At 61.4% G+C, this 19,295-nt stretch carries 18 protein-coding genes; 10 read left to right on the top strand and 8 right to left on the bottom strand.

What is annotated here, in order from left to right; all coding sequences use genetic code 11:
* Positions 1–10: 10 nt before the first annotated feature.
* The 5 genes from ACOJSJ_RS01600 (at position 11) to ACOJSJ_RS01620 (ending at position 3,146) form a co-directional block, all read left to right on the top strand.
* The gene (locus ACOJSJ_RS01600) at positions 11–790 is read left to right on the top strand and encodes a type III pantothenate kinase (protein ID WP_420143233.1); all 780 of its coding nucleotides are present in this window, start codon (positions 11–13) and stop codon (positions 788–790) included.
* Positions 790–2,427, top strand: a complete 1,638-nt coding sequence (locus ACOJSJ_RS01605; protein WP_420143234.1) for a ribonuclease J — start codon at positions 790–792, stop codon at positions 2,425–2,427. Before ACOJSJ_RS01600 ends, ACOJSJ_RS01605 begins: the two co-directional genes overlap by 1 nt.
* 9 nt (positions 2,428–2,436) lie before the next feature.
* Positions 2,437–2,706, top strand: coding sequence for a DUF1467 family protein (locus tag ACOJSJ_RS01610; RefSeq protein ID WP_420143235.1), 270 nt, complete (start codon positions 2,437–2,439; stop codon positions 2,704–2,706).
* A gap of 90 nt (positions 2,707–2,796) precedes the next feature.
* Entirely contained in the window at positions 2,797–3,000 is a 204-nt protein-coding gene (locus tag ACOJSJ_RS01615; RefSeq protein WP_420143236.1) for a hypothetical protein, read from the top strand.
* Positions 3,000–3,146: a hypothetical protein gene (locus tag ACOJSJ_RS01620; protein ID WP_420143293.1), complete on the top strand. Its 147-nt coding sequence runs from the start codon at positions 3,000–3,002 to the stop codon at positions 3,144–3,146. Before ACOJSJ_RS01615 ends, ACOJSJ_RS01620 begins: the two co-directional genes overlap by 1 nt.
* Positions 3,147–3,159: 13 nt before the next feature.
* Here the strand turns inward: ACOJSJ_RS01620 and ACOJSJ_RS01625 are convergent, their stop codons facing one another.
* A complete protein-coding gene (locus ACOJSJ_RS01625) occupies positions 3,160–5,832 on the bottom strand; it encodes a hypothetical protein (RefSeq protein WP_420143237.1) in 2,673 nt (890 codons plus the stop codon).
* A gap of 79 nt (positions 5,833–5,911) precedes the next feature.
* Here ACOJSJ_RS01625 and ACOJSJ_RS01630 point away from each other — a divergent pair, with 79 nt between their 5' ends.
* The 4 genes from ACOJSJ_RS01630 (at position 5,912) to ACOJSJ_RS01645 (ending at position 9,988) form a co-directional block, all read left to right on the top strand.
* Positions 5,912–6,214: an Hpt domain-containing protein gene (locus tag ACOJSJ_RS01630; protein WP_420143238.1), complete on the top strand. Its 303-nt coding sequence runs from the start codon at positions 5,912–5,914 to the stop codon at positions 6,212–6,214.
* A gap of 88 nt (positions 6,215–6,302) precedes the next feature.
* Positions 6,303–7,469: a hypothetical protein gene (locus ACOJSJ_RS01635; protein WP_420143239.1), complete on the top strand. Its 1,167-nt coding sequence runs from the start codon at positions 6,303–6,305 to the stop codon at positions 7,467–7,469.
* Between the two features lie 48 nt (positions 7,470–7,517).
* The gene (locus ACOJSJ_RS01640; protein WP_420143240.1) at positions 7,518–8,612 is read left to right on the top strand and encodes a hypothetical protein; all 1,095 of its coding nucleotides are present in this window, start codon (positions 7,518–7,520) and stop codon (positions 8,610–8,612) included.
* Complete coding sequence (locus ACOJSJ_RS01645; RefSeq protein ID WP_420143241.1) at positions 8,609–9,988, top strand: sensor histidine kinase; 1,380 nt, start codon at positions 8,609–8,611, stop codon at positions 9,986–9,988. The genes ACOJSJ_RS01640 and ACOJSJ_RS01645 overlap by 4 nt, the downstream gene beginning before the upstream one ends.
* Positions 9,989–10,042: 54 nt before the next feature.
* Here ACOJSJ_RS01645 and gltA read toward each other — a convergent pair whose 3' ends face one another.
* Both gltA and gltX read right to left on the bottom strand, forming a co-directional pair.
* Entirely contained in the window at positions 10,043–11,329 is a 1,287-nt protein-coding gene (gene gltA, locus ACOJSJ_RS01650) for a citrate synthase (RefSeq protein WP_420143242.1), read from the bottom strand.
* A 20-nt stretch (positions 11,330–11,349) separates the two neighbouring features.
* Complete coding sequence (gene gltX / locus ACOJSJ_RS01655) at positions 11,350–12,786, bottom strand: glutamate--tRNA ligase (RefSeq protein WP_420143243.1); 1,437 nt, start codon at positions 12,784–12,786, stop codon at positions 11,350–11,352.
* A 69-nt stretch (positions 12,787–12,855) separates the two neighbouring features.
* Between gltX and ACOJSJ_RS01660 the strand changes: the two genes are divergently transcribed.
* A complete protein-coding gene (locus tag ACOJSJ_RS01660; RefSeq protein ID WP_420143244.1) occupies positions 12,856–15,027 on the top strand; it encodes a ComEC/Rec2 family competence protein in 2,172 nt (723 codons plus the stop codon).
* Here ACOJSJ_RS01660 and lexA read toward each other — a convergent pair.
* The 5 genes from lexA to trpD form a co-directional block, all read right to left on the bottom strand.
* A complete protein-coding gene (gene lexA, locus ACOJSJ_RS01665) occupies positions 14,988–15,668 on the bottom strand; it encodes a transcriptional repressor LexA (protein ID WP_420143245.1) in 681 nt (226 codons plus the stop codon). The genes ACOJSJ_RS01660 and lexA overlap by 40 nt on opposite strands.
* A gap of 65 nt (positions 15,669–15,733) precedes the next feature.
* Entirely contained in the window at positions 15,734–16,912 is a 1,179-nt protein-coding gene (glp, locus tag ACOJSJ_RS01670; protein WP_420143246.1) for a gephyrin-like molybdotransferase Glp, read from the bottom strand.
* Positions 16,909–17,382, bottom strand: coding sequence for a cyclic pyranopterin monophosphate synthase MoaC (gene moaC / locus ACOJSJ_RS01675; RefSeq protein WP_420143247.1), 474 nt, complete (start codon positions 17,380–17,382; stop codon positions 16,909–16,911). The genes glp and moaC overlap by 4 nt, the downstream gene beginning before the upstream one ends.
* Positions 17,379–18,170 carry an indole-3-glycerol phosphate synthase TrpC gene (trpC, locus tag ACOJSJ_RS01680; protein WP_420143248.1) on the bottom strand — a complete coding sequence of 264 codons (792 nt, stop codon included), beginning with the start codon at positions 18,168–18,170 and terminating at the stop codon, positions 17,379–17,381. Before trpC ends, moaC begins: the two co-directional genes overlap by 4 nt.
* Positions 18,167–19,159: an anthranilate phosphoribosyltransferase gene (trpD, locus tag ACOJSJ_RS01685; RefSeq protein WP_420143249.1), complete on the bottom strand. Its 993-nt coding sequence runs from the start codon at positions 19,157–19,159 to the stop codon at positions 18,167–18,169. The genes trpC and trpD overlap by 4 nt, the downstream gene beginning before the upstream one ends.
* Positions 19,160–19,295 lie beyond the last annotated feature (136 nt).

Consider the following 19,295-nt stretch of genomic DNA (forward strand, 5'->3'; position numbering starts at 1 on the left):
GGAACGGGTCATGCTTCTCGCGATCGACGCGGGTAACACCAATGTCGTCTTTGCGCTGCTGGAAGGGCGCGAAATCAAAGCCCGTTGGCGTATAGCCACGGACCCGCGGCGGACGGCTGACGAATATGTCGTATGGCTCAACCAGTTGCTACAACTGGAAGGTTATAGGCTGAAGAATGTTGAGGCGGTCATTATCGCCACGGTGGTGCCGCGCGCGCTGCATAATCTTCAGGTTCTCGCCGAAAAATATTTCAGCACAACAGCGCTGGTCGCCGGTCAGGCGCCGGTCGAATGGGGCATCGAACTGCATGTTGCAGAACCCGCGTCTGTCGGGGCAGATCGGGTTGTAAACGCTATTGCGGCCCACCATCTTTATGACGGCGATTTGATTATCATTGATTTCGGTACGGCCACGACATTCGATGTAGTGGATTATCGCGGCACCTATAAGGGCGGGATCATCGCACCTGGGATCAACCTTTCGCTGGACGCGCTGGTCGCGGCGGCGGCAAAGCTGCCGAAAATTGCGATAGCGCCGCCGGAAAGCCGATCTGTCATCGGTCGAACGACCGTAGATGCAATGCAGATTGGCGTCTTCTGGGGCTATGTGGCGATGATGGAAGGGCTGGTGGCGCGCATGCGATCGGAAATTGGGCGTCCGACCAAAGTGATTTCGACGGGCGGTCTAGCCGTTCTTTTCAACGACAATAGCGATATTTTCGATGCGATCGCGCCGGACCTCACCATCTTGGGGCTGGCGCTGCTGCACGAACGGAGTTTGAGAATATAATGACACCCAAGGATGAACTGATCTTCCTGGCTCTTGGCGGATCGGGCGAGATCGGCATGAACGTCAACCTATATGGTTGCCAGGGAAAATGGGTGATGGTCGATCTGGGTCTGACCTTTGCCGATCCCAACTATCCTGGCGTCGAACTGGTTTTGCCGGACCTGAGCTTCATCGAGGAGCGTCGTGACGATCTGCTGGGGATCGTGCTGACGCATGGCCATGAGGATCATATCGGTGCGATACCCTATTTGGCTGCGGATCTTGGCGTGCCGCTCTACGCAACGCCGTTTACCGCAGGCCTGATCCGGTTGAAACTGGAGGAGGAAGGGCTGACGCAGGACGTTAAGCTGCATGTGATCGAGAATGAAGGCAGCTTCAATCTGGGGCCGTTCGGCTTTCGATATGTTCCCCTGGCCCATTCCATTCCGGAAGGTAATGCGGTGCTGATCGATACGCCCCATGGACGCATCTTTCACACCGGCGACTGGAAGCTGGATGATCAGCCATTGCTGGGACAGCCTTCAACCCCCGCGGAACTGACGGCGATCGGGGATGAAGGCGTATTGGCGCTGGTGTGCGATAGCACCAATGTCTTCAACGACAAGGCCAGCGGCTCGGAAGGCGATGTTCGCGAAGGCCTGATGCAGGCCATCGCAGGCGCGAAGGGGCGAGTGCTGGTCACAACCTTTGCATCCAATGCCGCGCGGGTCCAGACATTGGGCGAAGTGGCGGCGGCGACCGGGCGCAAGCTTTGCGTGGCGGGACGTTCGCTCGACCGGATTATCGGTACGGCCAAGGCTGCGGGTTATCTGAAGGACTTTCCGCCCACCGTCGATTGGGACGATGTGATGGATATGCCGCGCGATGAGGTGATGATCATCGCGACCGGGGGGCAGGGGGAAGCGCGGGCTGCATTGTCCCGTATCGCGTTCGACAGCCATCCTATCAGATTGTCGGAGGGCGACACCGTCGTCTTTTCCTCCAAGCAAATTCCGGGCAATGAAATCGCCATCGGCCGCATTCAGAACGCGCTGGCCGCGAAGAATATCCTGATGATCACCGACCGTCAGGCTGAAGTCCATGTATCTGGTCACCCCGGTCGGCCCGAACTGGAAGCCATGTATCGCTGGATCCGTCCGGACATTCTGCTGCCGGTGCATGGTGAACGACGCCATATGGCTGAACAGGCACGCCTTGGTATAGCGAGCGGCATTCGACACGCGCCGGTACAATCGAACGGCGACATGTTGCGTCTGGCGCCCGGCGCGCCGCAAATCATTGGACAACAGGATACCGGGCGGCTCGTGCTGGACGGTGACGTTATCCTGCCCGCTGATGGCGCGACCATGAACGAACGGCGCAAGCTGGGTCTGCATGGCCAGATCAGCGTTGCGGTCGCCATTGATCGTAAGGGGAAACTGATAGGCGATCCTGCGCTTCGCACGCAGGGCGTACCAGTGGAAGAAGACAAGGCGGCGTTTCTGGCTGAAGCAGCGGATGAGGCTGCCGCGGCGATTGCCAAGGGATCGCTGGAGGAAGAGGCATTGCGTGAACGGCTTCGGCTGGCGGTGCGTCGTACAGCGACCCGTTGGACAGGCAAGAAGCCGATAGTGGACGTATTGATCGTTCGCGCTTAATCTTACTCTATGAACTGGTACGCGATATTCGCCATCTATTTTCTGATGTGGGTGATCAGCGCCTTCATCATGCTTCCATTCGGTATACGCACCCCGGATGAAACCGGGGAAGCTTTGCTGAAAGGGCAGGCGGATAGCGCGCCCAGCAATTTCCGTCCAATGGTCGTGGTTTTGCGGGCGACGATATTGGCGACGCTCTTTTTCGGGCTTTATTATGCCAATTATGTGCAGGGCTGGCTGACGCTGGATATGTTGCCGGGATACCGGGTAGGGCGATGAGCCATGTCATAAGGCCTGTCGTTCCAGCTGATTTGGGACATCGGGACGATTGGCTTCAAATGCGCTTTGCCCTTATGCCTGACTGAGTATATGGCCGAAATTGCCGACATTTTGAATGAAGGCGCGGCCATGGCAGCATTTATGGCACTGGATGGTCATGGTGCGGCTATCGGGTGTGTGGAGGCAACCCTTCGTCAGGATGATGTCAACGGTTGCGATACCGGGCCGGTCCTGTTGATTGAGGGCATTATGTCTGCCCCGACGTCCGCCGCACGGGTATCGCGAGACGCCTAATTGAGAAAGCGTCGTCATGGAGCCGTATGCAGGGATGCGCGGAAATGGCTCCCGATGCTCGACTCGATAATCAGGATAGTCACGCATTCCAAAAAGCTGCGGGTTTACGGAAACAGAGTGCGTCGTCTATTTCCGTAAATCGATAGCCTGTATCGTGGCCTATTGACGCAGGCGTTCGATGGCCTGCGCCAGGGCTACATAAAGTTTGCCCATGTCTGACGAAAGGATGGCCACGCCCAGTGCATTGCCATCTCGCGCCGACAATATAATCCGCAACATCGCTTCGAAATCATGGATATAGCGGTTCACATGATCGCGGAATTCCGCGTCATTATCATAATGTAACGCTATTTCACGAGATTCGCCGGTGTCGAGCAGTTTGACGGCACGGCGCGTGAAAACACCTCTGTCGCCCTTCAAATAGGCGGACCATGCCGAATCGGTGACATCATTCGACAGCAATTTGGCAACGTCGATCGCCGTGCTGTTAAGGGATTCGATCAGCAAAGCTGAACGTCGGGCGAAATGATCGCGATCCCGCGTTTCCGACGCTCGTTCCGCTTCCTCAATGCGCTGTTCGACGTTAGCGCTGGCGTCAGCGATGGTCAGCAATTGGCGCGTCAGCCGTTCCGAAGCCTGATGCGCGGCCTTCACCGCTTCTTCAGCCGCCCTGCCAACTTGTTCGATCTGCGCAGTTACCTTGTCTCCGACGACGGCCTGCATGGCTTCATCGCTGGCTTGGGCCAGCTGTTGTGCCGCTTCAGGAATGGCGCGACCCAAAGCCTGGCGGGCCCGTTCAGCCGCCTGATCCGCCGTGTCCTTGACCCTGAGCAGGGCGGTAACCAGCAACGGCCCGGCCCCTTCCGTAATGCGGGTCGCATCCTGATGTGCCGCGTCCAATGTGATTCGCAGGCGTTCCACCAGTTCGCGATTGGCCTCTAGCCCGCCTTGCGTACTTTCCAGCCACTCCGTCAGACGACTGCCCTGACCGCGCAGCATCTCTTCGGCTTCTTCCGTGCGACCGACCAGAGCCTCGGAAATAGCTTCCAGACGCTCCATTTCCGGCGTCGTGCTGCCAAGGAGCGCGCGGCTTTGCTGCAATCTGGCATCGAACCGTTCGAGGGCTGCCGGATAGGTTTCGTCCAGTTCGCGCACGCTGGAATCCAGCGCGACAAGCAGCGTTTCCGCGCATCCGATCAGCTTTTCCGCAGTCATGCCGCCGTCAGCAAGCGCTCTGTCAATCCGCTGGGTTTCGTCTGTCATGCGGGTCAGGGCGGCCGTTAACCGTTCGCCCCGCGCCAGAGCATTATCTTCCAGAGCGGCGAACCGACCCTCGGTCGACGCGATCGTATCGTGCAGGCTGCTATACAGGCTGGTCATCAGGCTGCGCTGACCTTCGATCATGTCGTTGATCTGATGAAGGCGGCCTTCGACATCGCCGATCGTGTCGCTCAGCCCATGAACGGTCTCGTCACCGATGATATTCAGGCTGTCTCTCGACCGTGCGATCAGCGCATCGAGCATGGCCGCCTGACTGCTCAGGCCGCCCTCGGTGATAGCCAGGGTTTCCTGCGCATGTTGCAGAGCATTGTCCAGGCGGCGGCGGAGATCGGTTTCCATCGCCTCCATGTCGCGTTCCAGAAGGGACAGGGCGTCCTCGCTCGCCTGCCCCATACCTTTTTCTGCTGCCGCGACCAGCGTTTCGAGTGCCTGCGCCCGCCGCGAAAGCGCATCGTCGGTCATGGACAGTATCTGCTGCATTCTGGATTGCGCGTCATGCAGACGCGCATCGAGATTGCTGCTGGCCGCGTCCAGATCCTGCGTCAGCGCCTGTCGCACCAGCCCGCTGGTGTTCGCCACGCTTGCCTGCGCCGTTTCGACAAGGGCCGTCAACGCGGCGGCATGATCCTCCATGTCCTGACGGCTGCGATCCATCGCCTGACGGGCGTCCTGCGCCGTGGCGTCGATCCGGCCTGCCGCAATATCGGCCATGCCGGTTACTTCCTGGGCGGCGGATCGGGTGGCTTCCTGCAATTGCGTCAACTGGCTGGACAGGCTTTTCGTTGCGGACATGGTCCGGGCACGGGCATCATCGGATAGCTCAGCCAGTGCATGGAGCCGCGCTTCCAGCGTATCGATACGTTCAGCCAGCGCATGGCCGTTATCCATCATCTGGGCCGTCATGCGGCTGGTACGATCTTCCAGATCGGGGATGGAACCGATCAGAGCGTCCATTCTGGCGACCAATGCAATGGCGGATCGTTCCGCCGCTTCCGCACGGTCGGACGTGGCCTGAGCACGACCGGCAATCAGTTCGGCGGATGCCTCCATATTGCTGCTGGCGGCGGCGCCGTAACTGTCGAGCAGTTCGGCCTGATCCTGCATCGCCTGTCGCGCCGTTTCCAACTGACGGCCGATGCGGCCAAGGCGCAATTCCAGCAGATCGGCTTCAGTCCGCAACGCACGCGCCGTGTCGAGATAGCGACGCGATTCGCTGCGGCTGTTCCGAACCAGCAACAGATAGCAGACGCCAAGAAGGGTAAGAGGCACTACCAATGTGACGAGAGCATTGGCCCAGGCGGCCGGACCAGTATCAAGCGTGCCTGAGGTGATTATGGCCCAGCCGGCACAGCCCAGCCAGGCGAGCGCCAGCACCGCCCTCGCCCAACGCATACGCGTTATCAATGTCGTATCAGGGCCATCATGTTGCGGGTTGTCGTCAATATCTAGAACGGCCTGTTTCAAAAGCAAAATATCGTCCGTCTGCGACTCGTTGCCGGTCGCGGTTTGTTCGTCTCGCCAGAACTCGACGATGGTGCTGCCCCCTGTCATGCCCCTATCCTATCATCTTTTCCCGATACGCAAATGCCCCGTTACCAAAACTTAACGCAAGCCAGATAGCGTCCGTCCCATGTCCTATGATCCTGGCGCCCTTAATGCCGCATTGGCCGCCGCTGTCGGCGATGATAGCGCGCTTATCGCCGAACTGCGCATCGCATTTCTGGAAAGTGCCGCGCGGCAGATCGATTTGCTTGGTCGCGCGCGCTGCGACGCCAATTGGGAGCTGGCGGCGTGGCGACTGAAAGGATTGGCCGCCAGTTTTGGGCTGAATTCGCTCATGATACTGGCGGATGAAGCGGCCGCAGCGGCGCCCGGCGATCCCCGCATATTGCGACGTCTGAAGGCTGCATTGGCGCTTTTGGATCAGGCCTGACATATTGCAGGCAAAAGCGCGACTTGCGCTAAGTCCGCTGCCTTGCAAAAAGGTCGTGGCACAAGGATCGGGTCTGTAAGCAACATCTATGAGTTTCGCCGCAATTTTAGGCGCTAGCCGCGCGTCTGGCGATTCGCCCGCAGGTTTGCGGGCCAGCCTGTATTTCGCCGGACAAAGTCTGATCGAATATCAGGCGCGTCAGGCAGCTCAGGCAGGCGCGGACCGCATCATGATATTGGTGAGCGTCATTACGCCTGCATTATCGCAGGCCGTCGACCGATTGAGCGCGGACGGCATTGCCGTGGCGCTGATTCGCGACATGGTTTCGATGGTACGGGACGCGCCACGGGATAGCGATGTCCTTCTGGTTGCCGACGGCGCCATTTTGGCTCAGGCGCATTTCGATGAAATCGGTCAGGCGAACGGCAATGTGATGCTGGTCACCGACGACAGCCGCGCCAGTGCGCCTTTCGAACGTATCGACGCTGGGCAGCGTTGGGCGGGGCTTGCCCGGATCAGTCCGGACCTGTTGTTCGGCACGCTGGACATGATTGGCGACTGGGATCTGGCGCTGACTTTGGTCCGCACTGCCGTACAGAAGGGCGCGCGACGGATCACCGTGCCGCACGACGATCTGCTGGAAGGGCGGGTCGCGCTGGTCGAAAGTCAGGCGCATGCCGATCTGGTGGCGCGGGCGGTTACTGCGGCCGGCGCCGGGCAAGGGCATTCGCGCGGCGGCATTGAACATTATCTGCTGGCACCGCTGGCGCGAATCGTCAGCCCGTCGCTCATGCGCATGCAGGTGCCCGCGCTTCAGGTGCGGATCGCGGCCATTGCACTGGGAGCGGTGGCCATGGTCCCTATCGAATTGCTTTGGCCACTGACCGGCTTTTGCTTGCTGATCGCGGCACTGTTTCTGTCGGAAATAAGCGATCGTCTGGCAAATCTGGCTTTGCGGCCGCCGCCGACGGGATGGCTGGCTCTGGGCGCTCCGATCATGGCTCTGGTGGGAATGGTTCTGGCGGGCGGTACCACGCTGGCTGCCGATCTGGCATTGATGCTTGGCATCATCATGCTTGCCGATCGCTGGAGGCGTACCGGCAATGCGCGACCGTGGATGATTTTTACGCCCGGCACGGCATTGCTTCTGCTGATCCTGTCTGGCCTGGGCGGGATGATGACGGGTGGTTTCCGGGTCGCGATGCTGCTGTCGATAGCGTCCGTCGCGACGATCCTGTTGAAGAAAGCCGAATAAAGGCATTTTTTCGCCGCAGGGTTTAGTGCATTTTAAGGACGTCTGCCTATGCTGTCCGGCATGAGCGTTTATTCGTCCACATCCGGCATGGCGAGCGACCGGCCCATGGCGCGCATTGTGGCCGGTTTGTCCGCCGTTTCGGTCAGTCATGCAATTGATCTGGCATTCTTCTTTCCGGAAGAAGGAGATGCCCGTCCGGATATGTTGATAGCCGAAACGCGCCGTCATTTGGGGGGCTGCATCACCGCTATAGAAATGGCGCTGAGGCTATCGCTCGACCATGCGCCGGATGTCGTTGCCGCGCTGGATGGCTGGCCAGCGCCGCTTGCATGGCCGATCGTTCGCGCACAGCCTACTCTGATCAGCCCGGAATTGCTCAATCACATGCGCATGCGTGCAGGCGTGACTGCCATGCTACGGCAGGTTGGACATGCGGATGTCGAACAACTGGGTGAAGGGGAGCAGGGCGTAGTTCCTTCCGTTAACGATCCGCAATTGGGCGACCTTATGTCCAGCCTGATGCTTGCGGAAGCACGGTGGACGACGCCAGGTGCAGAGGATGCACCGATGAAGGCGGATCTGCCAGCAGAGCATTTTGCAGAACTGACGTGGACGGTGGCAGCCTGCCTTGCACAGGTGGCGAGCCGGACGCTGGGGCATGGCGTAGGCTTGCTCTTGCCAGCGTTCGACAGGTCGGGTTGGAAACTGCTGGGCGATCATGATGAGGAGATATGCCCGATTTCTCAGGCAGACCTGCTCGTTCGGAAAATGGATGAACGGGCGGATCATCCCGAACTTTTGGGACTTCTGCTCGAACAGCGGCGCTTCCTTCTTTTTGCGGCGGTCGTGGCGCGCCGGTTGCGCATGGAAAGCAGGCAGATCGTCGGACTGCTGGTGATGGGAACGGTTGAGCAGCTTGCCAGCCTGTGCCGGACTTTGGGTGGTTCGGACGCAGATTATCGATTGCTGCTGTTGGCGTTGCGGCCCGTCCGACCGGCTTTGTCCGACGCCATGATCGTGGCTGAGGCCGATCGTTATCGGGATATGGACGACGCGCAGGCGCAAAACAGGATCGCTGCGCTGAGGACATCGGCGGCGCTGCGAGCCAAAGTCGATCATCTGCATGAGGTGTCGGGGACATGATCGCGCCATCCAACCCGGCGATCATTCGGGCGACCCTTGCTCTGGATGGCCGTCTGCTCAACGCGGATGCGCCGTTGCTTGGGTTGCAGCGGGAGGCGGGAGCCGATCTGGGCGACCTGTTGGCGGTGCCCCAACTCGTCTCTATCGCCCGGCTGTCAGCACGCCTTAGGATATTGGTGTCCAGATCGGTCGTCGCCGCAGCACAGCGCGGCGACATCGATATGTGGGTGCGGGCGAAACCGGAAGATGACGGCGTTGGCCTGACGATCGTGGACTGGCGCGAACGGCTGGCTGTGTCGGCGCCGGTCGACGATGGCAGGCGTGATGCCGACATCGCTGCGCTGACCGATGGCTGGACATGGCAGATCGATACGCAATTGCGCTTTCAGATGGTAATGGAAGGACGCGGGCAGGAAGGGCAGTTGCCTGATCCTCCGCCAGTTTCAGGAGCACGTTTTTCCAGCTATTTTCAGCTTCAGGCGGACAGCGATGGCGACATGGCCATGTTGCGCGGCTTTGCGCAGCGGCAGGCATTTCGCGATCAGCATGCCGTCATGGCCTCAAATGCAGGCAGCCGGTTTCGCTTGTCGGCTTTTCCGATTTTCGATCATGGCGGGCAACTGACCGCCTATCGCGGTACGGCGCTTCGGCTGGAATCCGCTGTAGAAGCACCGACGGCGGAGGAACCGTCGCTTGCCCTGTACCCCATCGAATTTGGGCGGAGGCTCGATCGGTCCCTGCGTCGGCCGCTTGGCCGCATCATTGCCAATGCCGATACGATCAGCGCGCAACTGGAAGGACCGTTGCGACCTGACTATGCCGGTTATGCCAATGACATTGCGGCGGCCGGGCGACATTTGATGGCACTGGTCGATGATCTGGCCGATTTGCAGGCGATCGACCGGCCGGACTTTTCCGTTGCGACGGAAGAGATCGACTTGGCGGATTTGGGACGTCGGGCTGCCGGACTTCTGAACGTCAAGGCGCTGGACCGGCGAATAACGATCATCGCCCCGGCGCAGGAGGCTACCCTGCCCGCGATAGGTGAGTTCCGCCGCGTTCTTCAGATATTGGTCAACCTGATCGGCAATGCGGTCCGTTATTCGCCTGAAGGCACCGAAGTGCGTGTGGCGACCGAATGGGAAAGCGGGCAAGCGCGCATCGCCGTGATCGATCAGGGACCAGGCGTAGCGCAGGCGGACCGGGAGCGTATTTTCGAGAAGTTCGAAAGGCTAGGGCGTGACGACGCGGCGGGAAGCGGCCTGGGCCTCTATATTTCCCGCCGTCTGGCGCGTGCCATGGGCGGAGACATACGGATTGGGGGGGCTTCGGGAGAAGGCGCGCGCTTCATATTGTCGCTGCCGGTAGGCAGTTGAGAATAAAAAACGGCGCCGAAACCGGCGCCGCTCTTTCATGACATTTTGTGCCGATCAGCGTCTGTCGACCGCGACATAATCGCGTTGCGCCGGGCCGGTGTACAGCTGGCGTGGACGGCCAATCTTCTGCGCTGGGTCCGAAATCATTTCGTTCCACTGGGCAACCCAGCCGACGGTGCGGGCAAGGGCGAACAGCACCGTGAACATTTCGGTCGGGAAGCCGATGGCGGACAGAATGACGCCCGAATAGAAGTCCACGTTCGGGTAGAGCTTCTTTTCGATGAAATAAGGATCGTTGAGCGCGATCTGTTCCAGTTCCTTGGCGACGTCGAAAACCGGATCGTTGACGCCCAGCTTTTCCAGAACGTCCTTCGCAGTCTTCTGCATGACCGTCGCGCGCGGATCGTAATTTTTGTAGACGCGGTGACCAAAGCCCATCAGGCGGAACGGATCGTCCTTGTTCTTGGCGCGGGCGATATATTCCGGAATACGATCAACGGTGCCGATTTCGCGCAGCATGTTGAGCGCAGCTTCGTTCGCGCCGCCATGGGCAGGGCCCCACAGGCAGGTAATGCCAGCAGCGATACAAGCGAAGGGATTTGCACCCGACGAACCGGCCAGACGAACGGTCGAGGTCGATGCATTCTGTTCATGGTCGGCATGGAGGATGAAAATCTTGTCCATGGCGTCCACGACGACCGGATCCGGCTCATATTCTTCCGCCGGGACCGAGAAGGTCATGCGCAGGAAGTTGGCGGTATAGCTGAGGTCGTTCCGCGGATAGACGAAGGGCTGACCCACCGAATATTTATAGGCCATGGCCGCTATCGTCGGCATCTTGGCGATCAGTCGGTGGCTGGCGATGCGGCGCTGTTCCGGATCGTTGATGTCGGTCGAGTCATGGTAGAAAGCCGACAGGGCGCCGACGACGCCGACCATGATCGCCATGGGATGCGCGTCACGACGGAAGCCGCGGAAGAACGCGGTCAGCTGTTCGTGGATCATCGTGTGGCGGGTGATGGTGTTGGTGAAGTCCGACAGCTCCTTGGCCGAAGGCAGTTCGCCGTTCAGCAGCAGGTAGCAGACTTCCATGAAGCTCGACTGTTCGGCGAGCTGGCCGATCGGATAGCCGCGGTGCAGGAGGACGCCTTCGTCGCCGTCGATATAGGTCAGGCCGGATTCACAGCTGGCGGTCGAGGTAAAGCCCGGATCGTAGGTGAACATGCCGGTATTGGCGTAGAGCTTGCGTACGTCGATGACCTGAGGGCCGACGGTGCCACCCATAATGGCATAGTCTTTCGCGTCGCCTCCGACAGTCAAACTGGCTTTATTATCCGACATATTGTTCTCCTTGTATGCCATCAACCGATCGATGCGTGCCCCACATCGTTCAGCCGTTTCAAGCTCTCCTCTTTCCCCAAAAGGAAGAGGACATCGAAAATTCCCGGTGAGACCGTGCGGCCAGTGAGCGCAGCGCGGAGCGGCTGTGCCACCTTGCCCAGTCCCAGACCGGCATCCTCTGCTACATGACGTATCGCGTCTTCGATCGCCTCCACCGTCCAGGACTGCACGGGCTGGAGAGCGTCGGCTGCCTTTCGGAGCAGCGCGCGCGCTGAGTGATCCAGCAAAGCTAACGCCTTCTCGTCAAAATCGAGAGGGCGATTTTTGAACAGAAATTCTGCGCCTTCCGCAATTTCATCAAGGTTCTTGGCGCGTGGTTTCAGGGAAGCCATCGCCTGTGTTAGAACCGAAATATTGGTATCTGACATGACAACATCAAGCCGTTTTTCAACCCGCGGCGCAACCAGCGCAGCAAGGCGAACATCGTCCGCTTCGCGCATGTAATGGCCATTCAGATTTTCCAGCTTCTTGATGTCGAAACGCGATGGCGAACGGCCTACTCCAGCGATGTCGAACAGTTCGATGGCCCGTTCGATCGGGATGATTTCTTCGTCGCCATGGCCCCAGCCAAGCCGCAGGAGGTAATTCAGGACCGCTTCGGGAAGCATGCCCATATCGTCACGATAGGCATCGACGCCCAGTGCACCATGACGCTTCGACAGCTTTGCGCCGTCAGAGCCGTGGATCAGGGGGATGTGGGCGTAGACCGGCTCTGCCCAGCCTTCCTCGATCTCAGCCATCGCACGAATGATGCTGAGCTGGCGGAAGGCGTTGTTGAGGTGATCGTCGCCGCGAATAACGTGGGTCACGCCCATGTCGCGATCATCCACGACCACCGCCAGCATATAGGTGGGCGTGCCGTCGGACCGAAGCAGGATCATATCGTCCAGTTCAGCATTCTGCACGACCACACGGCCCTGCACCGCATCTTCGATCACGGTTTCACCGTCACGCGGCGCCTTTATGCGGATGACGAAGGGGGCGCCTTCGGGGGCTTCTTCTGGCGAACGGTCCCGCCAACGGCCATCATAGCGCATCGGTTGTTTGGCGGCGCGCTGCTGTTCGCGCAGTTCAGCCAGTTCTTCCGGTGTCGCATAGCAGCGATAGGCATAGCCTGCGGCCAGCAATTTGTCTGCAATTTCGGCATGGCGCGGGGTGCGTTCGAACTGGAACACCGCCGGTTCGTCCCCGCCAAGGCCCAGCCATTCCAGGCCATCGAATATCGCGTCGACCGCTTCCTTGGTGGAGCGGGCGCGATCCGTATCCTCGACACGCAGAAGGAACTTGCCGCCATGGTGGCGCGCGAACAACCAGTTGAACAGCGCCGTCCGGGCGCCGCCAATGTGCAGGAAGCCCGTGGGGGACGGGGCGAAACGGGTCACCACCTGCTTATTCATTCCCGTTGCACTCGCCGTCATATTCCTCGACATTCGCCTAGCTGAACCATGGATGCGACGCCCCCTAGCATGGCTTTTGAGCCACGACAAACCTCCCTTGGTCCGAGATTGACGGCTTTGGCACAACTGTTGTGCGAAGACGGGGAAAAGCGGCTTGAGCGCGAACGCGAACAGATCGGCCTGTGGGCGCCGATCGGGCTGGGATCGGGCATTGCTGCGTGGTTTGTGCTGCCCAATGCGATGAGCTGGCTGGCCTTTTGCTGCGTGATGCTGGCGACCGCCTGTCTCGGCGCGATGCTGCCATCAGGCGGGCGAGTGCGACGGATCGTTTTGGCGGGCGCAATTCTGGGTTGCGCGGGATGCCTGCTGGTCTGGGGGAAGTCGGCTCTGGTCGGGAATGCACCGCTGCATAGGCCGATTTTCGTGACGATGACCGGCGATGTGGTTGGCGTTCGCCCGGTGCCAGCACAAACCATGGTGCGCGTGACGATCAGGCCGACCGAACCGTCCGGCCTGCCGTCAGTGGTGCGCGTCAATATTGCCGAAGAAGATATGGTCGCCGGACTGGGCGAGGGTGCGCGTATCCGGTTTCGGGTGCGATTAATGCCGCCTGCGCCGCCCAGCGTGCCGGGCGGATATGATTTTGCCGCGCGTGCCTATTTTCAGGGGATTGGCGCAACGGGCAAGGCATTGCGACCAATTGCGATCGTAGTGCCATCGACGCAGGCGCCAGCTTTGCGGGCGCGGTTGTTCGCGCATATTCTGGACCGGATCGATGGCCCGGCGAAGGGGATTGCGGCGGCGCTGGCAACCGGCGATCAGGGAGCCATCGCGGAGGAGGACGCCGAAGCGATGCGCCGCAGCGGGCTGGCGCATCTGCTGTCCATCAGCGGATTGCATGTGACTGCGCTGATCGGCGCGGTGATTTTTCTGCTCATGCGGCTGATGGCGCTCAGCCAGCGGGCGGCTTTGGGTATGCCATTGATGCTGATTGCGGCGGCAGGCGGCGCGATTGCCGGTATCGGTTACACCTTGTTGACGGGGGCGGAAGTGCCGACGGTGCGATCCTGCGTGGCGGCGTTGCTGGTCCTGGGCGGGCTGGCCATGGGACGGGACGCGATCACATTGCGGCTGGTGGCGAGCGGGGCGCTGATCGTCCTGGCCATATGGCCCGAGGCGCTGGTGGGGCCGAGTTTCCAGATGAGCTTTGCCGCCGTCACGGCATTGGTTGCGTTGGCGGAACATGACAGGTTTCGGAGCTTCGCGGCGGCAAGGGACGAAATCTGGTTCAACAAGGCCGGGCGTAGCATGTTAGTCATGCTGGCCACCGGGGTTGCGGTGGAGCTGGTGTTGATGCCCATCGCGCTGTTCCATTTTCACAAGGCGGGGTTGCTGGGCGCCTTCGCCAATCTGATCGCCATTCCGCTTACGACCTTCGTGGTCATGCCACTGGAGGCGTTGGCGCTGATATTGGATGCCGTGGGACTGGGCGCACCATTTTGGTGGATGACGAAGCAGGCGCTGAATCTGTTGCTGTTGCTAGCCCATGGCGTTGCCGCCAGCCCGATGGCGAGCATGCTGGCACCGGCCATGGGGACTGTAATTTTCGGCATGAGCATGGCGGGGCTGCTATGGTGCATGCTGTGGCGAACCGGCTGGCGGTGGCTGGGGTTGGCACCATTTGCGGCAGGGATTGCCATCACCTTTCTGACCAGTCCGCCGGACATATTGGTGACGGGCGATGGCCGTCATGTGGCGGTGCGGTCAGGCAGCGGCATGGCGATCCTGCGTGATCGCGCGGGCGATTATGTTCGCGATACGCTGTCGGAAAATGCAGGCTATGACGGCGCCCTGACGGCAATCGCAGATCTGCCGAACGCGCGCTGTTCGACGGATTTGTGCGCCGTTCGAATGCCGGACGACCATGGCCGCAACTGGCGATTGCTCTTCACGCGGAACGACATGCTGATCGCGCGGGCCGATTTCATACGGGATTGCGCATCGGCGGACATCGTGATCAGCGATCGCCGCCTGCCGCGATGGTGCCATCCACGCTGGCTGAAGATCGACCGATCGCTACTGATCCGGACCGGCGGAGTGTCCATCATCCTGAAAACGGGGGAAGTTCACACCGTTCATCAGCCGGGCGATGCACATCCATGGATAGCCCGGCCCGTGCGGGCGAACGCCCGCCCGTACCGTCAATTATATCGGCGCAGCAAGCCCGCCAATTTGCCCTGAATGCGAACCTGCCGCGGATCGTAGATCTGGGGTTCATAGGCGCTGTTCGCGGGGTCGAGGCGAACCCGGCTGCCTTCGCGACGGAAATATTTGAGCGTGGCTTCGGCATCATCGATGAGGGCGACGACAATCTGTCCTTCACGCGCGATGTCCGTCCGCTGGATCAGCGCGAAATCGCCGTCGAGAATGCCCGCCTCCATCATCGAATCGCCCGATACTTCCAGCGCATAATGATCGCCGGCACCAAGAAGCGCGGCCGGGACGGACAACATATTATGCCCTTCCATCGCTTCGATCGGAACACCGGCGGCGATGCGGCCGTGAAGCGGAATTTCGATCACGTCATTGGCAGCGATCGGCAACGCGGGCGCGGGCTGCGTAGCCTTTGGCTTGGTCGCTGCAACCGGCGCCGGAACCCGATGCATCGCATCCGGCAGTTTCAACACCTCAAGCGCGCGGGCGCGATTGGGCAGGCGGCGGATGAATCCGCGTTCCTCCAGAGCGTTGATCAGGCGATGAATACCCGATTTGGACCGCAGGTCGAGCGCGTCCTTCATTTCCTCGAAAGAGGGGGACACGCCGCCTTCTTCCAATCGATTCTGAATGAAGCTCAGCAATTCCTGCTGCTTGGGCGTCAACATCGCGCGATCCTCCGTGGAACGTATGAGGAACGCATAGGAAACAGATGAAGATTAGTCAAGCGCCTTCAAAAGGGCAGGATGGTCGCGCGCATCCCCGCCTCGATGGCGGGCGACCCGGCGGGACGCAGGATGAGACAATCGGCGATTGCCATCGCGGCGGTGGCGGCGCTGTCCTGCGAGGTGACGGACACGACGCCGTCCGCGCCGCGAAAGGCGCGCAGATAATCGTCGCGTTCTCCGGTTGCGGGCAGCGGCCCGGCGAGCGTTGCCTCCATCGAGGCTGGGAGCGGGTTGCTGGCGCCGCTCATATGCCGGACGAGCGGCAGGAGGAAGAGGAAAGCGGTGACGAATGCGGAAACGGGATTGCCTGGCAACCCCAGAAAGACGGCATTGCCAACGCGCCCCGCCATCAGCGGCTTGCCGGGGCGCATCCGGATTTTCCAGAAATCGAGCGTGCCGCCTGCTCTGGCAAAAGCGGGGCGTACAAGGTCATGATCACCGACGGACGCGCCGCCGGTCGAAACGATGATGTCGGCATCGCGCGCGCGATCAAATGCCGTCACCATGGCGTCAAGATCGTCCGGCACGATTCCCAGATCCAGAACATCGCACGGTAGCGCACCGAGCATGGCCGCCAGCATCGGCGCATTGGACGAGGGAAGAAAGCCGGGCGGCGTGGACATGCCAGCTGGCACCAGTTCATTGCCGGTGGAGAGCAGGGCAACGCAGGGACGGCGCCTGACGGTTAAAGTCCCATGGCCTGCCAGCACGGCCAGCGCAATCTGGGCCGGGCCGAGGCGAACCCCTGCGGGCATGAGCGTGGCCCCATCGGCGAAGTCTGAGGCGCGCGACCGGACGTGCCGACCAGCCAATAGGGGATCGGCGTTCGCGGTCAGGCGGTCACCATCGCGAATGGCATTTTCCTGGATCAGGATGGCGTCCGCGCCGGGCGGCAGAGGCGCGCCGGTGAAGATGCGGCATGCCTGTCCGGCGGCAAGCAGAGGCTGCTGCGCGGTGCCCGCTGCGCTTTCGCCTATGACCTGCCACGGGCCGGGAAATTCGGCAGCGCGCAGGGCATAGCCATCCATCGCCGACAGATCGGACCATGGCTGATCACGCAGGGCGAGCAGATCCTGCGCCAGCCAGCGGCCGACAGCCCGATCGATGGGAACGGTTTTCGGCGGCAGAAGCGCGGCCAGCGCTAACAGGCGGGCCTGTGCTTCTGCGACCGGGAGCAGGCTCATGACGCGCGGTGCCAGTCGCCGGACTTGCCGCCGCTTTTCGATTCCAGCCGGATTGCGCCGATCACCATGGCCTTATCCAGTGCCTTTGCCATGTCGTAGATGGTGAGCAGCGCGGTGGATGCTGCCGTGAGCGCTTCCATTTCGACACCGGTCTGCCCGGCGGTGCGGGCGGTGGCGGTGACGGTGACGCCATGGTCGTCCAGCGCGAAATCGACGGTCACGGCGCTGAGCGGAATGGGGTGGCAGAGCGGTATCAGGTCGGCGGTGCGCTTTGCAGCCATGATGCCCGCGACGCGGGCAACCGCCAGAACATCGCCCTTCTTGACGAGGCCATCGGCAATGGCGCTGGCAGCGTCGGCGCTCATGTCGATGCGGCCGGAGGCGATGGCCTGCCGCGCGGTGATCGCCTTGGCCGACACATCGACCATGCGGGCCGCGCCGTCTTTGTCCAGATGGGTGAGGCGCGTCATGCGCCGGTGAGCAGATTGCGGGTCGCCGTTTCCACGTCGGCCTGACGCATCAGGGTTTCGCCGACAAGAAAGCAGCGCACGCCATGATCGGCCATGGCGGTGAGGTCTGCGTGGCCGGTCAGGCCGCTTTCGGCGACGAAGGTGCAGCCTTTGGGCGCCTTGCCCACCAGTTCATAGGTGCGGGCGAAATCGACGCTGAAGTCGCGCAGGTCGCGATTGTTGACGCCGATGAGGCGCGACCGGAGATTGAGCGCGCGCTCCAGTTCCGCTTCGTCATGCACTTCGACCAGGGCATCCATGCCAAGGCCGAGCGCGGCATCCTCGATTTCCTGCATCTGTCCGTCGTCCAGTGCGGCGACGATGATGAGGATGGCATCGGCACCCAGCGACCGGCTTTCGAGCACCTGCCACGGGTCGACCAGAAAATCCTTGCGCAGGACCGGCAGGGCGCAGGCGGAACGGGCGGCCATCAGATAATCGTCATGGCCCTGAAAATAGGGTTCGTCGGTCAGCACCGACAGACAGGCCGCGCCGCCAGCGGCATAGGCCTGCGCATGGGCGGGCGGATCGAAATCGGCGCGGATCAGTCCCTTGGACGGGCTGGCTTTCTTGACCTCCGCGATCAGGCCGAAACCGGAGCGGGCGGCGTCGTCCAGCGCCTTGCGAAAGCCGCGTGGCAGCGTCTGTTCGCTGGCGCGGGCGTGGAGCGCGGCGATGCTGGTTTCAGCCTTGCGCCGGATGACGTCTTTGCGCTTGAAGTCGCAGATTTCGATCAGCTTGTTGGTCATTGATAGGCAATCCAGCAATTCAGAAGGGCGTTGGCAAGGCCCCGGTCGATGGTTTCGGCGGCTTCCTCCACACCTTCGCGCAGGTCCGGCACATGATCTGCGACGACCAGCGCGGCGGCGGCATTGAGGAGAACCGCGTCGCGATAGGGACCGGGTTCGCCCTGTAGCAGGGCGCGCAGGGCCGCCGCATTATGCGCGGCGTCTCCGCCACGGATGGCGGTGACCGGATGGGTCGAAAGGCCAAGTTCGGCGGCGGTCAGGCGATGCATGGCGACGAGGGCGTTGCCCTTCACTTCCGCCATGTCGTTGCCGCCCGCCAGCGAGAGTTCGTCAAGCCCCTCGTCGCCGGAGATGATCATGGCGCGGTCGACGCCAAGGTCGGCGAGCGCTTCGGCATAGATGGGAACATAGGCCGGACGCGCGATGCCGACCAGCTGGCGGCGGACATTGGCGGGATTGGCGAGCGGTCCCATCAGGTTGAAGATGGTGCGCTCGCCGATCGACCGGCGGATCGGGCCGAGGCGCCTGAGGGCGGGATGATAGTTCTGGGCAAAGAGGAAGCAGATGCCGAGGTCGGCCAGGGTCGCTTCGGCCGTAGCGGCCGCGCGGTCGAGGTTCAGCCCCAGGGCTTCGAGCGTGTCGGCGGCTCCCGCCTTGGACGAAGCGGCGCGGTTGCCATGTTTGGCGACGGGCACGCCAGCGGCGGCGACGACGAGCGAGACGGCCGTGGAGACATTGAGCGTATGGTGGCCATCGCCCCCGGTGCCGCAGACGTCGATGGCGCCTTGCGGTGCGACGACGCTGATCATGCGGGCGCGCATGGCGCGGGCGGCGGCGGCGATTTCCACCGCCGTTTCGCCACGACGGGCCATGGTGACGAGGAAGTCGGCGATCTGCGCGTCAGTCAGGTCGCCGTCGAACAGCAGGTCAAAAGCCGCGGCGGCGGCATCCGCCGACAGTGGCGAGGAAGGGTCGAGCAGGCTGGTCATCGGCTCTGCCTTAGTCGGCGGGGGGGCGGTGAGTCGAGGGGGCCCAGTGCCTTAACTTCGCACTTTTCCCGCTTATTCTGAAACAACATGTCCCGATGCGGAAACTTATGCCAAGTTTCCTTCGGATTATAGAATA

It is taken from the genome of Sphingobium sp. (assembly GCF_048594625.1).
Taxonomy (GTDB): Bacteria; Pseudomonadota; Alphaproteobacteria; order Sphingomonadales; family Sphingomonadaceae; genus Sphingobium.

What these genes read in the sequence shown, in the direction of transcription:
- gltX (WP_420143243.1), bottom strand. Translation starts at nt 12,786, where the DNA reads ATGAATAAGCAGGTGGTGACCCGTTTCGCCCCGTCCCCCACGGGCTTC.
- ACOJSJ_RS01610 (WP_420143235.1), top strand. Translation starts at nt 2,437, where the DNA reads ATGAACTGGTACGCGATATTCGCCATCTATTTTCTGATGTGGGTGATC.
- glp (WP_420143246.1), bottom strand. Translation starts at nt 16,912, where the DNA reads ATGAGCCTGCTCCCGGTCGCAGAAGCACAGGCCCGCCTGTTAGCGCTG.
- gltA (WP_420143242.1), bottom strand. Translation starts at nt 11,329, where the DNA reads ATGTCGGATAATAAAGCCAGTTTGACTGTCGGAGGCGACGCGAAAGAC.
- ACOJSJ_RS01635 (WP_420143239.1), top strand. Translation starts at nt 6,303, where the DNA reads ATGAGTTTCGCCGCAATTTTAGGCGCTAGCCGCGCGTCTGGCGATTCG.
- trpC (WP_420143248.1), bottom strand. Translation starts at nt 18,170, where the DNA reads ATGACCAACAAGCTGATCGAAATCTGCGACTTCAAGCGCAAAGACGTC.
- ACOJSJ_RS01615 (WP_420143236.1), top strand. Translation starts at nt 2,797, where the DNA reads ATGGCCGAAATTGCCGACATTTTGAATGAAGGCGCGGCCATGGCAGCA.
- ACOJSJ_RS01625 (WP_420143237.1), bottom strand. Translation starts at nt 5,832, where the DNA reads ATGACAGGGGGCAGCACCATCGTCGAGTTCTGGCGAGACGAACAAACC.
- ACOJSJ_RS01660 (WP_420143244.1), top strand. Translation starts at nt 12,856, where the DNA reads ATGGCTTTTGAGCCACGACAAACCTCCCTTGGTCCGAGATTGACGGCT.
- ACOJSJ_RS01630 (WP_420143238.1), top strand. Translation starts at nt 5,912, where the DNA reads ATGTCCTATGATCCTGGCGCCCTTAATGCCGCATTGGCCGCCGCTGTC.
- ACOJSJ_RS01605 (WP_420143234.1), top strand. Translation starts at nt 790, where the DNA reads ATGACACCCAAGGATGAACTGATCTTCCTGGCTCTTGGCGGATCGGGC.
- trpD (WP_420143249.1), bottom strand. Translation starts at nt 19,159, where the DNA reads ATGACCAGCCTGCTCGACCCTTCCTCGCCACTGTCGGCGGATGCCGCC.
- ACOJSJ_RS01640 (WP_420143240.1), top strand. Translation starts at nt 7,518, where the DNA reads ATGCTGTCCGGCATGAGCGTTTATTCGTCCACATCCGGCATGGCGAGC.
- moaC (WP_420143247.1), bottom strand. Translation starts at nt 17,382, where the DNA reads ATGACGCGCCTCACCCATCTGGACAAAGACGGCGCGGCCCGCATGGTC.
- lexA (WP_420143245.1), bottom strand. Translation starts at nt 15,668, where the DNA reads ATGTTGACGCCCAAGCAGCAGGAATTGCTGAGCTTCATTCAGAATCGA.
- ACOJSJ_RS01645 (WP_420143241.1), top strand. Translation starts at nt 8,609, where the DNA reads ATGATCGCGCCATCCAACCCGGCGATCATTCGGGCGACCCTTGCTCTG.
- ACOJSJ_RS01600 (WP_420143233.1), top strand. Translation starts at nt 11, where the DNA reads ATGCTTCTCGCGATCGACGCGGGTAACACCAATGTCGTCTTTGCGCTG.